This window comes from Rhizobium sp. CCGE 510 (assembly GCF_000292525.1).
Lineage (GTDB): Bacteria > Pseudomonadota > Alphaproteobacteria > Rhizobiales > Rhizobiaceae > Rhizobium.
Genome location: NZ_AEYF01000055.1, coordinates 183,799 through 198,106 on the forward strand (window position 1 = coordinate 183,799; position 14,308 = coordinate 198,106).

Consider the following 14,308-nt stretch of genomic DNA (forward strand, 5'->3'; position numbering starts at 1 on the left):
ACCGCCGAACACGGGCCTGGTTCCAAGTGGCGCGCCTCACGCTAATTTAAAGAATTCGTGTCGTCAACGAAAATGCCCGTGAAATACCAAGCCGATTCAACTGCTTATCTGATAGGCAGATGCCGCTTTCGATAGCGTCGCCCAGCACATCGGCCGGCGCGCCGCGCACCTCCGGGTTTTGTTTCTTCCATGACCTGGAAACGGCCCGGCGCAGCGGCTATCAATCGCCAACCGAGGCGGCGTATCGCCGCGATGGAGGAGACGCCCATGACGAATATCGAACGACCGCTGGCGATCAGCGCGCCCGAGCCGCGCACGCTCGATCTGATCTTCAGCGACAAGGCGCGCGCCGAACTGCATGCGAAATACGAGATCGTCGAGGCCGATCCAGAGAATATCGCCGGGCTCGACGACGAGATCCTCGCCAGGACACGTTACATCATTGGCCAACCGCCGCTTTCGGCGGAAACATTGGCAAGAATGCCTGCCTTGCGCTCGATCCTCAACGTCGAAAGCAATCTCTTGAACAACATGCCCTATGAGGTGCTTTTTGAGCGCGGCATCCATGTTGTCACGACCGGGCAGGTTTTTGCCGAGCCGGTTGCCGAAATCGGTCTCGGCTTCGCGCTGGCCCTGGCGCGCGGTATCGTCGATGCGGATGTCGCTTTCCGCCAGGGCACCGAACTCTGGGGCGGGAGGGCAATGCGAGCGCGCGGCTGATCGCCGGTTCAGAGATCGGCATCGTTGGCTTCGGCGATCTCGGCAAGGCACTGCGCCGGCTGCTGTCCGGCTTCAGGGCGCGCATCAGGGTGTTCGATCCCTGGCTGCCCCACTCGATCCTCGAGGAAAACGGCGTCGAGCCGGCAAGCCTGGAGGATGTCCTGACGAAGAGCGATTTCCTCTTCGTCGTTGCCGCCGTCACCAGCGAAAACAAGGGATTTCTCGGCACCGAGGCCTTCGCCAGCATGCGCAGGGGTGCGGCCTTCATCCTGCTCAGCCGTGCCGACGTCGTCGATTTCGATGCGCTGATGGCCGCGGTGTCGTCAGGCCAAATCGTCGCGGCAAGCGACGTTTATCCGCAGGAGCCGCTGCCGCCCGACCACCCGGTGCGGAGCTTGAAAGGCTTCATCCGCTCGTCCCACCGGGCCGGAGCCCTCGACAGCGCCTTCAAGAAGATGGGCGACATGGTACTCGAAGACATGGACCTGATGGATCGCGGCCTGCCGCCGATGCGCTGCAAGCGGGCGGAACGCGAAACGGTTTCGCGCATGCGTTCCAAACCGGTCGCGGTCAATTAAGCCAGGAGAGGCGCCGCTTCAGGCGGCGCGCTGCTCGCTTCCCTGGATCGCGGCGAGTTTCCAGTCGGCGCCGGGCTTGCGCACGAAGGTCCAGACCTCGATGCTTTCGCTCGGGCGGCGATCGTCGCCCGAAACGACGCGGCCACTGTCGCGTTCGACCATGGCATCGATCGAGGAGTAACGCATGGCGAGCGTTGCATACTCCCCGCCATCTTCGCGCCAGGCCTCGGCGATATCACCCTGCAGCAGCTTGACGTCAGAGACGCGGTTGCGCACGCCGTTGGTGGCGTTTTCGCCGAGTTCCTCGGCAAGATAAGACATCGCTTCGGGTGTCGTCAGCCGGCGCAAAGTGCCGTAATCCTCGGCACCGTAAGCGGTCTGAACATCGGTCAGCAGTTCCTCGAACTGGTCGAGGTCGGCCTGCGCCAGCCCGATCTCGTCGCTCGGGCGGTTGCCGCGCGAGGACGAACCTGAACCGGCAGCCGAACCAATTGTCGGGATCTGGAAGGACGAGTTGCTTGCTGGCGACATCCCATAGGACTGCTGGCCATAGGACTGACCAAAGGAGCCGCTTTGGCCACCGGCACCGTAGGAAGGTTGGCGCCGGTTAGCGAAATAACGCATGGCGAGCATGACGGCACCGCCGATCAGCGCAATCTGCAGCAGCAGTCCGAGGAAGCCGAATCCGCCGCCGAAACCGTGGCCAAGCAGCATGCCGAGCAAGCCGCCGGCAATCAGGCCGCCGATCATCGAGCGGCCAAAGCCGCCAAAGAGACCGGGGCGCTGGGCGCCGAAGGGCTGCTGAGCAGTAGCAGGTGCCGTGGTCTGCGTGCGCGGCGTCATCGATCGTTCGATCGGTGCGGCAGGGGCGGGCGCAGTTTGGGTGACAGGCGGAGCCTGGAAGGTCCGCGTACCGCGACTCCCGAAACCGCCGCCGGCGCGGCGCGCTTCGGCAGAGTCGAGGGAAGCAAAAATGGTAGCGCTCGTCAGGACGGCAATGGCCGCAATCTTGGCAAAACGCGAAACGGCACTCGGCATTCCTGATCTCCTGTCATACACAGTCACGGCATGTCGGGATAGAATATAGGTACTCTTTCGCAGGTTTGAAGTTTTTTCACGCCTTACTGGCAGACATCGACCCAACTGGCGCCGGTCAGCTCGGCCAGCCGCCCGGTTTCGATGCGCACGGCCGAATTCGTCGAGCCAGCCGCCGGCACGACCTCGTCAAAGCGTTTCAGCGAGATATCGCAATAGATCGGCAGCGGCGAGGGCAGGCCGAACGGGCAGACGCCGCCGACCGGATGGCTGGTGACCGCCGCCACCTCTTCGGCGTCGAGCATCCGTCCCTTGGTTCCGAACGTATCCTTGAACTTGCGATTGTCGAGCCTGGCCGTGCCGCCGGCAACGACCAGCATTACCTGCTGGCCGACACGCAGGCAGATTGTCTTGGCGATCTGCGCGGGCTCGACGCCATGAGCTTCGGCGGCAAGCGCCACCGTCGAGGAGCTCTCGCCGGTTTCGATGATTTCGATGTCGGGTGCATACGCACGGAGGAAAGCGCGGACGGATTCGAGGCTCATCGGGGCATGCTAGCGCATCGGCCCGACAATCGGAACCGATTTACCGAAAGCGCGATGCGCGGATTGAAAGTGTTGCAGCCTCCTTTTCCCGTCTGCAAAGACGCGCGGCGCTGCAAGGGGAAAAGACGCCCGTTGAAAACCGCCGCTTGCAAGTCTGAGAGACATCGTCATAATAATTTTGCACACGTGCTCAATTTTGTCATTCGGCCGTTACATCGAACCCATAGAGCGGGACTTGTCACGTTTTCGTGGGGTTTCGGAGCGGCCATCATCAGCAGTGCTGACCCGCCAAGAGGCTTCACACTGCTCTTCTAGGGAGACGAAGAAGATGACCATCTTGCCGACACTGAAATCCCTCGCCGTCGCTGCCGCGATCCTGGCGTCGAGTTCTGCCATTGCGCTTGCCAAGGACGTTCACATTAGCGTCTGGGCCGGCGGCACCGGCCCGAACGACGTCTATCGCCTGGACGCCATCGAAATCGCAGCCCAGCAGCTGCAGCGCGAAGCCGCCCTCAAGGGCGAAGACCTGAAGATCACCGTCGAGAAGAAGCCCTATTCTGCCTGGGAGGACTTCAAGCAGGCGCTGACCCTTGCGGCGGAAGCCAAGACCGCGCCGAACATCGTCGTCAGCGGCCACGAAGACATCGCGCCATGGTCGCAGGCAGGCCTCATCGTTCCGATCGAGGATTACGTCGATCTCGACTCCTGGCCGCTCAGCGACATCTATGAAAACCTGTTGAAGATCGCCTCTTATAACGGCGCCGTCTACGGTATTCCGCAGGATGCCGAGTCCCGTCCGATGTTCTTCTGGAAGCCTTACATGAAGGCGATCGGCTACAGCGACGCCGATCTGGATGCGTTGCCGCAAAGTGTCCAGGACGGCAAGTATACCATGAAGAACCTGCTCGAAGACGCCAAGAAGATGCAGGACAAAGGCCTCGTCCAGCCCGGCTACGGTTTCTATCCGCGCACCAGCAACGGCCCCGACTACTGGCAGTTCTACACCAGCTTCGGCGGCACGATGGAAGAAGGCGGCAAGCTCGTTTTCGACAAGGCCGCGATGACCCGCACCTATCAGTTCTTCGCCGATGCCGTGAAATCGGGTGTCACCAAGAAGAACCATATCGGCATGCCTGGTGATCAGTGGTGGAAAGAAGTCGCCACCGGCAAGGCCGGCATCTGGGACGGCGGCACCTGGCATTATGCCCGCCTCGTCAACCAGGAAGGCCTGAAGGACTTCTTCGGCAATGTGATCTTCACGCTGATCCCCGCCGGCGAAGGCGGCAAGGCCAACACGCTGACCCATCCGCTGGTCTACCTGCTGACCGCAGGTCACGACCAGGAAGACACCGAGATCGCCGCCCAGCTGGTCAAGATCGCCTCCGAGCCGCGCACCAACGCACTGCATGCGGTCAAATCGGCCCATCTCGGCATCTCCAAGTCGGAGTCCACCGTCGACTTCTACTCGGCCGACCGCTGGACCCGCGAAGCCACCGAGCGCCTGCTGCCGTATGCCAATGCGATGCCGAACAATTCCGATTTCGGCAAATATTGGAACATCATGTGGAAGAACCTCGAAGCGTCCTGGACCGGAGCCAAGACCGTCGACGCCGCCGTCGGCGACGCCGAGAGCGAGCTGAAAAGCACGCTCGGCGACAAGATCGTCATTCGCTGAAACACGCCTCCGGGTGGCGGCAACCCCGCCGCCCGGTCGGTTCCGCGAGGAGGCCTTCGATGAAATCGTCCAGAACGCTCGGACTGGTGATGATCGCGCCTGCGGCGGTCATGATCATACTGTTCTTCCTGATGCCGGTGGTTCTGACTGCGGTCTTCTCGATGACCAACATGACGACGGCGACGGGCATTTCTGGTGGCGTCTACCAGATCGCGCCCAACTCCCTGATCGCGTTGAAATCGGCAATGCCCGAGATCGCTGCCGAGATGGCCGAACCGCGCTACACGATCGACGAGGCGGGTCTTGCGGCCGTCGAGGGCCTCGGGATGGCGCCGGGGATTGCCGCCGAACTACGTGCCAAACATACAGGCGAGGTCTTCCCGGCACGCCGCGATGTCGAGCGCATGATCAAGGATCTTGCCGAGCGACCTTCGGTCCGCGAGGTCAAGCAGATCTCCGAACAGTTCAACCGCTCCGTCCTCAACACCCGCTTCGACAGCAAGGAGCAGCTCTTTTCAGCGCTGGACAGTCTGGGTTTCAAGCTGACGCCGGAAGAGAAGGAAACCGTTGCCAAGACCACCTATACCGGCTGGTCCTGGACGACCGAGAATTTCTCACGCATGGCCAGTTCGCCCGACATGGCGCGTGTGCTTTTCAATACCGTGCTGTATGTCGCGCTGGTGCTGACGCTCTTCAATGTCGGTTATGCCCTGCTGCTTGCCATCTGGACACATTATATGCCGCCGACGCCTGCCTCGATCTTTCGCGGCATCTGGCTCCTGCCGCGCATCACGCCGGTCGTCATCTACGTCCTGCTGTGGAAGTGGCTCGCCTGGGACAGCGGCTTCATCTCTATCCTGATGGGCAAATTCGGCTACCTCCCGAAGAACTACCTGCTCGATACCGCCTATAATGCCTGGTTCTTCGTCGTGCTGATCAACGGCTTCATCGGCGCTTCGATGGGCATGCTGGTGTTTTCCTCGGCGATGAAGGCCATTCCGAAGAGCCAGTTCTATGCGAGCGAAGTCGACGGCGCCTCGCGCTGGCAGCAGATCCGCTACATCATCCTGCCGCAGATGCGGTGGCCGATCCTCTTCGTCACCTGCTATCAGACGCTGTCGCTGCTCGCCTCATTCAATGAAATTCTGCTCGCCACCAATGGCGGGCCGGGCAATGCGACCGAGGTCTGGGCGCTTTCCGCCTATCACACCGCGCTGAGGAACTATGCCGGCAATCTCGAATACGGGCTGGGCGCGGCCATGGCGCTGGTGCTCGTCGTCATCGGCGTGACGCTGTCGCTCCTCTATCTGCGCGTCTTCAACTACGGCACGCTTGTCGCCAAGCCCCTGATCGAGGATTGACCATGGCCGAACGCTCGCAGCCCTCGGCAAACTATCGCAGCTGGCCTGTCATAACGGCGCTGACCATTGTCAGCCTACCGCTGCTCCTGATGTACCTCTATCTCTTCCTCGACACTGTGACGGTGAAGCAGCCGGATGCCTTGCTGCCCTCCGGCTTGACGCTTAATCACTGGCGCTTCCTGTGGCAGACGACGGCTGGTAAGGCGAATATCTGGCATGTGACGCTGAATACGCTGCTGTTTTCGGCCTGCACCACCAGCCTCGTGCTTATCGTCTCGTCGATGGCCGGCTACGTGCTGTCACGGCTGAACGTGCCGGCGCGCGGCTTCTTCCTTGCCGGCGTCATGGTGCTGCATGCCTTCCCGTCGGTGACGCTGATCATCGCCATCTTCATCGTGCTGCAGATGATCGGCCTCTATAATTCGCTGATCGGCGTCATCCTGGTGAAGGCGGCGATCGACCTGCCGCTCGGCATCTGGCTGATGAAGGGCTTTTACGACACCGTGCCCTGGGAAATCGAAATGGCCGGCGTCGTCGACGGCGCCTCGCGTTTCCGCGTCTGGCGCAGCCTCGTGCTGCCGCAGGTCAAGCCCGGCATCATGGCGCTCGGGCTGTTCTCTTTCCTCTCCGGTTGGGGCGAGTTCATCCTGCCGCAGGTGCTGGCGCCGGGCAATCAGGTGCAGGTGCTGTCGGTCTATCTTGCCGGCTTCCTCGCCGACGACAACAATTACGATTTCAATATGTTCAAGGCGGTCGGCCTCTTCTATCTCATTCCGGTGCTGGTCGCTTACGCACTCTTCAACAAATATCTTATGAACATCTATGGCGGCGGGAGCAAAGGCTGATGCGCATCCTCCTCGACAATTTCTCGAAGAGCTTCGGCTCCACCAAGGTCATCGAGAACATGCAGCTCGAAGTCGGTGACGGCGAGATGCTGGCGCTGCTCGGCCCTTCCGGCTGCGGCAAATCGACGACGCTTTTTTCGGTCTGTGGCATTCACCGGCCGACCGGCGGACGCATCCTCTTCGGCGACCGCGACGTCACCGATCTGCCGAGCCAGGCTCGCAATGTCGGCGTCGTCTTCCAGTCCTATGCGCTCTATCCGCACATGACGGTCGCCGAGAACATCGGTTTTCCCCTCAAGGTGAAGGGTGTCAACGCCGCCGACATTCGCAAGGAAGTCGAGCGCATTTGCGGGCTTGTTCATATCAGCAATCTCATGGAACGCCGTCCGGCGCAACTTTCCGGCGGCCAGCAGCAACGCGTGGCGCTGGCGCGCGCGCTGATCCGCAAGCCCGACGTGCTGCTGCTCGACGAGCCGCTCGCCAATCTCGACGCCAAGCTCCGTCTCGAAATGCGCTCGGAGATCCGCCGCCTGCAGCGCGAAACCGGCATTACCGCCATCCTCGTTACCCACGATCAGGTGGAAGCGATGAGCATGTGCGACCGCATCGCCATCATGAAGGAAGGCGAGATCGTCCAGATCGCCACGCCGGCCGAAATGTACAATAATCCGAAAACCGCCTTCGTCGCCGGCTTCCTCGGCAATCCGCCGATCACCTTCTTGCGCGGCGTCGTCGACAAGGGCGCCTTCACAATCCCGGAAAGTGAGATCCGCGTACCGCTGCCTGATACCGTTAGCGCCGCCGAAGGCACGAGGCTGATGCTCGGCGTCCGGCCGGAGCACTTCACCCCGGCGGGCGACACCCCCGTTTTCGGCAAGGTCACCTTCGCCGAAACGCAAGGGCGCGAGAACCTCTACGACGTGGCGCTTGCCGGCGGGCCGCTGCTGCGTTCGATCCAGCCGGTGCGCAGCGACATCCATGTCGGCGACGATGTCCGCTGGGCGATCGACAGCCGTGGCGTCTTCGTCTTCGACGAACATGGCGGGAGGCTTTGATGGCCCGCGATTTCCAGGCATTCTTTGGGCAATACGGCTGGCCGTCTGGAAAGGGCAGGCTTCCCTTCTGCATCGGCCACCGCGGCGCCAGCGGCCATGAGCGCGAGAACACGATCGCCGCTTTCCGGCGTGCCGCTGAACTCGGCGCTGAGATGTGGGAACTGGACACCCAACTGACCCGGGACGGCGTTGTCGTCGTCTCGCATGACGACCATCTTGAGCGTGTCTTCGGCATCGACCGCCGCATTTCCGAAATGACGGCGGCCGACCTCGCAGCCCTCGACGGCGTCGACGTGCCGAGTTTTTCGGAAGTGGCTGCACTCGGCCGCGAGACCGGAACCGGTCTCTATATCGAGCTCAAGGCGGCCGGGACCGGGATGCGCTGCTGGCGGCATCTTGCCGAGATGAACCAGCGTTTTGCCTGCCTCGGGTCGTTCGACACGGCGCAGGTGCGCGAACTCCGCGACGCGGCCTGCGATTTTCCCCTTTCGGTGCTGATCCGGGTCGGCCACGATCCACATATGCTTGGAGACGAGGCCGGCGCCGACATCCTGCATCTCTGCTGGGAGAGGGCAGGCGAGCGGCCGCAGGATCTGGTGACCGACGCGCTGATGCACCGTGCTTTCGAGGAGGGCCGCGAGATCGTGCTCTGGCATGAGGAGCGGCGGACCATTCTGAATGACATCATGGAACTTCCGGTTCTCGGCATCTGCACGGATCTGCCCGATCTGATGCGGCGGTCGGCAGTTGAGGAAAAAGCAGTTGGCAGACAGGGATAAGGGACCGCGCAAGGTAACCTCCTTCGACGTGGCGCGTGTCGCCGGTGTCTCGCGCGCCGCGGTGTCGCGCGCCTTCACGCCCGATGCCAGCGTCTCGCCGAAGACGCGCGAGAAGGTCTTCCAGGCCGCCAAAGATCTCGGCTACCGGGTGAACTATCTTGCCAGAAGCCTCACCAACAAACGCTCCGATCTCGTCGGCCTTGTCGCCGCCGGCCTCGACAATCCGTTCCGGACGCTGCAGATCGAAAACCTGGCAAGGGTGCTGATCGCCCGCAATTTTTCGCCCCATCCTGCTGCCGACCTCGCAGGAGGCGGATACGTCGACGGTCATCGGCCAGTTGCTGCACTACGCCGTCTCTGGCGTCATCGTCACCTCGGACGCGCCGCCGACCGAGATCTGCGAGCAATGCGCGGCCGAGGGCGTGCCGATCGTATTGATCAATAAGGGCAACGATATCCCGTTTGTCGACCGCATCATCTCCGACGATCGCATGGCCGGCCATCTCGCCGCCAACCATTTGATCGGCAGCGGCGTGCAAAGGCCCGCCGTCATGGCGGCTCCTGCCGTATCCTATACGGCGCGGCGGCGCAGCGAGGCGTTCCTTGCGCGCTGCAATCAGCTCGGCGGCGAGGCGCAGTTCCTGCAGCTCAGGGTCAACGACTACAAGAGCGGCTATGATGCCGCAGCCGAACTCAGCGCATCCGGCATCGACGGTTTGTTCTGCGCCAATGACTACATGGCCTGCGGCGTGGTCGACCGTGTCATGCAGGGCCTCGGCCGCGATGATCCACCGCCGCTCTCCATCATCGGTCATGACGACATTCCACAGGCAAGCTGGGCCGCTTACGACCTCACGACCATCCGCCAACCCTGCGACATTCAGGCCGAACAGACGGTCGACCTGCTGATCAGCCGGATGGCCGAGCCGGATTTGACGGCGCGTGTCGAATTCACGCCGGTGACGCTGGTAAAAAGAAGGACCGCCTGATGAATTCCGCATTCGACGCCGTTGCCATCCACGCCCGTGCGGAGGTCGCAATCACAGTCGCCCTCGAGGTCGGACGGGAAGCGGCCCGGTTTCGGCGCGACTTGAAGCCCGGCACGCTGGCCGTCGAGAACAAGGGATTGCAGGATTTCGTCACTATCGCCGACAGGAAGGCCGAACAGGCGATCCGTGACAGGCTGCTCTCGCGCTTCCCGGATGATACCTTCATGGGCGAGGAGAGCGGCGGGCGATCCGGCGAAGCCGGCACCTGGATCGTCGATCCGATCGACGGCACGACCAACTATATCAGGGGCTTCCGCCATTGGGGCGTCTCGATCGCCTTCGTCGCAGCCGGCAAGGTCGAGATCGGCGTGGTCTACGATGCCACCGAGGACAAGGTCTTTCACGCCGTCCGCGGCGGCGGCGCCTTCAAGGACGGAATTCCTGTCCATGCAGCGGCGACCACCGATCCGGCCAATGCGCTCGTCATTCTCGGCCATTCCCGCAAGACAAGTTTCGACGACCATCTGGCGCTCTCCAAGCGGCTCCATGAATGCGGCATGGACTATCGCCGCACAGGCGCGGCCGCCATCGATCTCGTTCGCGTCGCCGAGGGTGCTGCCGATCTCTATTACGAACGCCATCTCAACGCCTGGGACATGCTCGCCGGCGCGCTGATTGCCGAAGAGGCCGGCGCCATGGTGGCAATGCCGGATGTCCACAGGTTGCTAGCCGAAGGCGGGCCGGTCATCGCCCATTCGCCAGGGCTTGCCGGCGAATTCGCCTTCATCCGCGACATCGAGGGGCTATAGGGACACCATCCCCGGAGACTCGATCCGCCCGATTTGCGGAACGCCGTTACGCAGCAACGCGATTGCGACCGGTCTTTTTCGCCGTATAGAGATTCTGATCGGCGATTGCCAAAATCTCGTTCGGAGAATTGGCGGACAGGGTGCTGGCGACACCGATGCTGATCGTGACATGCAGCCCGTTGCAGATCTCCGACCAGTCCCACTTTTCAATGGCCGAACGCAGCCTCTCGCAGACATCGGCCGCACCTCGGGGGGCGCCCGCCAGCAGGACGACGAATTCCTCGCCGCCAAAGCGAATTGCCTGATCGGCAATTCGCAATTGGCTGCGCAATATGGCTCCAATCGTACTGAGGACCCGGTCGCCGATCATGTGAGAGAAATTGTCGTTGATCGACTTGAAGTGATCGACATCCAGCATCGCGATGGAATAGGGACGCTTCTCAGATGTCAGCTCCTTGAAGCGGCTGTCGAGATATTTGCGATTGTAGAGCCCGGTCAGCGCGTCCAGATAGACGGCATTGGCAAGGATATCGGTTTCTTCCTGCAGTTTCTGATAGGAGGCTTCCAGCGTATCGGCGCGCTTCGTCTCCGTTTCGGCAACTTCCTTAAACCGCCTGGTTTCGTAGTAGATTTCGGCGAGACGGGCGCGCTGCTGGGTCCTCTCGGCACTGTTGCGCAAATAGGCTTGGTGGTATTTTTTATGTGCCGCCAGCGCCGGATCGAACTGGCCCAGCCCCTCATAGGCCTGCGACAGGTGAAGATAGATCTGGATGTAGGAATCGAAACTGCCACCGTCGTCGATCAGTTCAACCGCCTCGAGCAGCGGCGACAGGGCTTCCGCGTATTTTCCGGAATTGTTGTAGATCTGGCCCAAGGTGTAGAGATATTGCTGCCTGTCCCTGACATAGCTGTTCTCTTGAAACAGCCGGTAGCGGACGATGCACTGCAGCGCCTTGTCGTGCTCGCCCAGATGGCTGTAGAACTCGGCTTTGTTGCCGAGGCAGATGCGGGCAGCCCAGCTGTCGCCGGTCTCGATTGCGATGTCGAGCGCCTGTTCGGTCAGTTCCAGCGCTCTCACTAGCATCCGGTGCCCTTCCTCCGGCTGGCCGAGCGCCTCGGCGATATATCCGCCCTCCGAATGTGCGCCGCCGAGATTGATGAGCCACCAGCATTCATAGGTCTTGTTGCCAATCGATCTGGCGAGTTCGACGGACCTCTCGCTCATCAGGATGGCCCGGTCGGGCTGCTTGTTGTACCAGAAGATAATCCCAATGACGTTGGTGGCCAGGCTTTGCGCCTTCGGGTCTGCTATCCTGTCGGCGAGATCCAGCGCGCGGGTGGCCTCTTCGATCGCTTCCTCAGGCAAGCCCAATTCCAGCAGCAACCATCCGAAATAGGCCCGGGCATAGGCTTCCTCGTTGGGCTCCCCGGTCGATTTCCAGAAGTCCACCGCGCGCCGGACATGCGTCAATCCAAGTTCGGCCTTGCCGACCTGAAAACAGTACCAGGCCATGTCGGTATCGCATTGAGCGGCGAGCCGATCATCGCCCCACGCCCTGGCATCGGCAAGAGTTTCGCCGGCCAGTGCGAGTGCCTCGACCGAACGGCCCGTACACCCAAAATGCCACGCTTTCTGTAAGCTGGAATTTGCTTGTTGAGTAATTGCTACAGTATCAACAACTTGCATATCACACACCAACATTTGTCTGTCGGGTAGGGATAACATCAGAAGTTTAAAATGATGCAAATTGTACAAAACATGCGACAAGGCCAGAAATAATGCATGTCGCCAGGAGGTTTGCAGCGGTTCCAGGATAACGGCATGCACAAAAACAAAGAGCTTAAAGCCACCTTTCGGCACCAAGCGCGGACACCAGATCAATCCGCCATGCGTCGGCGCCAGGCGCGTTCGGTTGCCGGTGCCTCGTCGGTGGTGATCTGATCCGGCTTCAGGGCTACCAGCGCCTGGAAGTTCCGCCATTCCTCTTGGCTGAAACCGGCCTCCGGATCCTTCAAGGTAAAGGTCCAGGCGTCGACCCGTTTGCCTTCGTCCCGGCAGAGCGCGATCATATCGAGACCTTCCCTGGCGGCGTCAAGGATCAGCGGCCAGTGGAGATAGATCGTGTCCGGTTCGGTCGGGCCGCGCAGGTCGGCACGCAATTCAATCTCGACCGCCTTCCAGCCGCTGGCCTGCCTGATACCGTAGAGCTTGTCGGTTGGATCGATGCCGCGCAGGAGATGCGGAAGCTTCTCCTTGACCGCGACGATCAGGTCGAGACTGCCGCCGCTGACGATCACCGAGGCGGTGATATCGCGGAAATGCGCGGCAAGGTGCTCGATGCCCCTCGCGCCGATCGCCTCATAATCGTCCTTCATGTCGAACTGCAGCAATGCGGCTGGATGCGTCGATTGCATCATGGCGGCAAGATCCTCGCTGAAGATCAGCGGCCGGTCGCCCTCTATCATCCTGATATCGCCGAGATCGCCGATGCTCTTTTCAGCAATCGGCCCAAATCCTGTCGTTTCGCCTTCGAGATCCTCGTCGTGCAGCACGACGAAACCGCCATCGGCGCGCACCCGCAGATCGAGTTCCATCGAAGCGCCGGCTGCAAAACCCTCCGCCATCACCTCGGCCGAGAACAGCGGATCGGCAAAGCGTTTGCGCAGCCGGTGCCATTTCAGGCGGGTGCGATGTCCCTCATGCGAAATCTCCAGGCCCTGCGCATCCACCAATTTCGTCATCCGCACAAATCTCCGTGATGCTACTCTCCTGCCTCGAAGAGCCGTGATTATCAAGGGCTGGATACGGCTTTCAGCGGCTGTAGGCCGTAGATATCGCCTCCGCAGCAGCGGCGATATCACAGGGATAACCAGCCTGCCGGAGGGCCGCGCCATAGGCCATGACATTCGAAAGCACCGTCTGGAATACGGCGCGCTGACCCGTGTGGTTCAGCCGCAGGAGACGGGCCGGTGCGGTTCCCACACCTTCGGTCAGCTCCACTCCCAACCGCCCCGCGGCGGCGATCAGCGCATCAGGCGCCAGTGCCTTCGGCACCGACACCGCCGTCACCAGGTTCGAAGCTTTGGCTGCCGGCACCCAGACCCCCATGCCGAGCGCTGCAAGCCCCGCCCGTGTCGCCGATGCTGCCAGTGCATGGCGGGCGACGACATTCTCCAGGCCTTCGGCCTCGATGCGGTCGAGTGCAGTCTCGAGCGCGAAGAATTCCAACGGCGCCGGCGTTCCCGGCAGAGCCTGTCGGCCACCATCGACCCAAGTCTTCAGATCGGCCAGCGACAGAATCGAATCGCGCGGCGCGCCATCGCTCAGAATGAGGTCCCAGGCGCGCCGGCTGACCGAGAGCGCGGAGACGCCCGCTGGACCGCCAAGCGCCTTCTGCGGGCCGATCACGGCGATGTCGATGCCGAAATCGTCGACGTCCAACCAATGGCCGCCGATCGAGGCGACCGCATCGACGACGGTAACAATGTCGCGGGCACGCGCCAGCGCCAGTATCTCGGGGAGAGGGTTGAGAATGCCGCTTGCCGATTCCGCATGAACCAGGGCGAGCACATCGATACGAGGACCGGCGTCCAACACCTTGGCGATCGCCTCGATCTCCACCGGCTGCCCCGGTTCGGCGGTGATATCCCTAACCGCAGCACCACCTCGCCGCAGCCATTGCCCGAACCAGCCGCCATAGGGGCTGGTGACGATGTTGAGAGCCGAGAGACCGGGACGGGCAAGGCTGGTTGCCGCCGCCTCCAGCGCCACCACCGCCTCTGCCTGCACCAGCAATATGTCGTTGCGGCTGCGCAGGACGCTGCCAACGCGGTCGGCAAGACAGGCATAGCGCTCCAGTGGATAAGAGGGCGCGCCATGCAAGGGATTCCAACCAAGACCGGACATGGATACTTCC

General features: G+C 61.8%; 11 protein-coding genes and 2 pseudogenes. 8 read left to right on the top strand and 5 right to left on the bottom strand.

The genetic code is table 11. The features are described 5' to 3' along the window. Positions 1-267 precede the first annotated feature (267 nt). A pseudogene (locus tag RCCGE510_RS31735) lies at positions 268-1,298 on the top strand (hydroxyacid dehydrogenase). An 18-nt stretch (positions 1,299-1,316) separates the two neighbouring features. Here the strand turns inward: RCCGE510_RS31735 and RCCGE510_RS31740 are convergent. Together RCCGE510_RS31740 and RCCGE510_RS31745 are read right to left on the bottom strand one after the other, a co-directional pair. Continuing rightward, positions 1,317-2,336, bottom strand: a complete 1,020-nt coding sequence (locus tag RCCGE510_RS31740; RefSeq protein WP_007637329.1) for a Tim44 domain-containing protein — start codon at positions 2,334-2,336, stop codon at positions 1,317-1,319. Positions 2,337-2,419: 83 nt separating this feature from the next. Then, positions 2,420-2,878 (bottom strand): YbaK/EbsC family protein, encoded by a 459-nt coding sequence (locus RCCGE510_RS31745; RefSeq protein ID WP_007637330.1) that lies wholly within the window; start codon positions 2,876-2,878, stop codon positions 2,420-2,422. Between the two features lie 328 nt (positions 2,879-3,206). Between RCCGE510_RS31745 and RCCGE510_RS31750 the strand changes: the two genes are divergently transcribed. The 7 genes and pseudogenes from RCCGE510_RS31750 (at position 3,207) to RCCGE510_RS31780 (ending at position 10,391) form a co-directional block, all read left to right on the top strand. Further along, positions 3,207-4,553, top strand: coding sequence for an extracellular solute-binding protein (locus tag RCCGE510_RS31750; RefSeq protein ID WP_007637331.1), 1,347 nt, complete (start codon positions 3,207-3,209; stop codon positions 4,551-4,553). Positions 4,554-4,612: 59 nt separating this feature from the next. Further along, positions 4,613-5,914: an ABC transporter permease subunit gene (locus RCCGE510_RS31755; RefSeq protein WP_007637332.1), complete on the top strand. Its 1,302-nt coding sequence runs from the start codon at positions 4,613-4,615 to the stop codon at positions 5,912-5,914. 2 nt (positions 5,915-5,916) lie between these two features. After that, entirely contained in the window at positions 5,917-6,759 is an 843-nt protein-coding gene (locus RCCGE510_RS31760) for a carbohydrate ABC transporter permease (protein ID WP_007637333.1), read from the top strand. Then, the gene (locus RCCGE510_RS31765) at positions 6,759-7,814 is read left to right on the top strand and encodes an ABC transporter ATP-binding protein (RefSeq protein ID WP_007637334.1); all 1,056 of its coding nucleotides are present in this window, start codon (positions 6,759-6,761) and stop codon (positions 7,812-7,814) included. Before RCCGE510_RS31760 ends, RCCGE510_RS31765 begins: the two co-directional genes overlap by 1 nt. After that, a complete protein-coding gene (locus RCCGE510_RS31770; RefSeq protein ID WP_007637335.1) occupies positions 7,814-8,593 on the top strand; it encodes a glycerophosphodiester phosphodiesterase in 780 nt (259 codons plus the stop codon). The genes RCCGE510_RS31765 and RCCGE510_RS31770 overlap by 1 nt, the downstream gene beginning before the upstream one ends. Then, positions 8,577-9,582: pseudogene (locus RCCGE510_RS31775) on the top strand (LacI family DNA-binding transcriptional regulator). Before RCCGE510_RS31770 ends, RCCGE510_RS31775 begins: the two are co-directional and overlap by 17 nt. Continuing rightward, positions 9,582-10,391 (top strand): inositol monophosphatase family protein, encoded by an 810-nt coding sequence (locus tag RCCGE510_RS31780; protein ID WP_007637336.1) that lies wholly within the window; start codon positions 9,582-9,584, stop codon positions 10,389-10,391. The pseudogene RCCGE510_RS31775 and the gene RCCGE510_RS31780 overlap by 1 nt, the downstream one beginning before the upstream one ends. Before the next feature lie 46 nt (positions 10,392-10,437). On the opposite strand, the gene RCCGE510_RS31785 is transcribed toward RCCGE510_RS31780, so the two are convergent. The 3 genes from RCCGE510_RS31785 to RCCGE510_RS31795 all read right to left on the bottom strand — a co-directional run bounded on the left by RCCGE510_RS31785 (position 10,438) and on the right by RCCGE510_RS31795 (position 14,298). Next, the gene (locus RCCGE510_RS31785; RefSeq protein WP_037080618.1) at positions 10,438-12,093 is read right to left on the bottom strand and encodes a GGDEF domain-containing protein; all 1,656 of its coding nucleotides are present in this window, start codon (positions 12,091-12,093) and stop codon (positions 10,438-10,440) included. A 176-nt stretch (positions 12,094-12,269) separates the two neighbouring features. Further along, a complete protein-coding gene (locus RCCGE510_RS31790; protein ID WP_007637338.1) occupies positions 12,270-13,133 on the bottom strand; it encodes a hypothetical protein in 864 nt (287 codons plus the stop codon). A gap of 70 nt (positions 13,134-13,203) precedes the next feature. Continuing rightward, positions 13,204-14,298, bottom strand: a complete 1,095-nt coding sequence (locus RCCGE510_RS31795; protein WP_007637339.1) for an aminotransferase class V-fold PLP-dependent enzyme — start codon at positions 14,296-14,298, stop codon at positions 13,204-13,206. Positions 14,299-14,308: the final 10 nt, after the last annotated feature.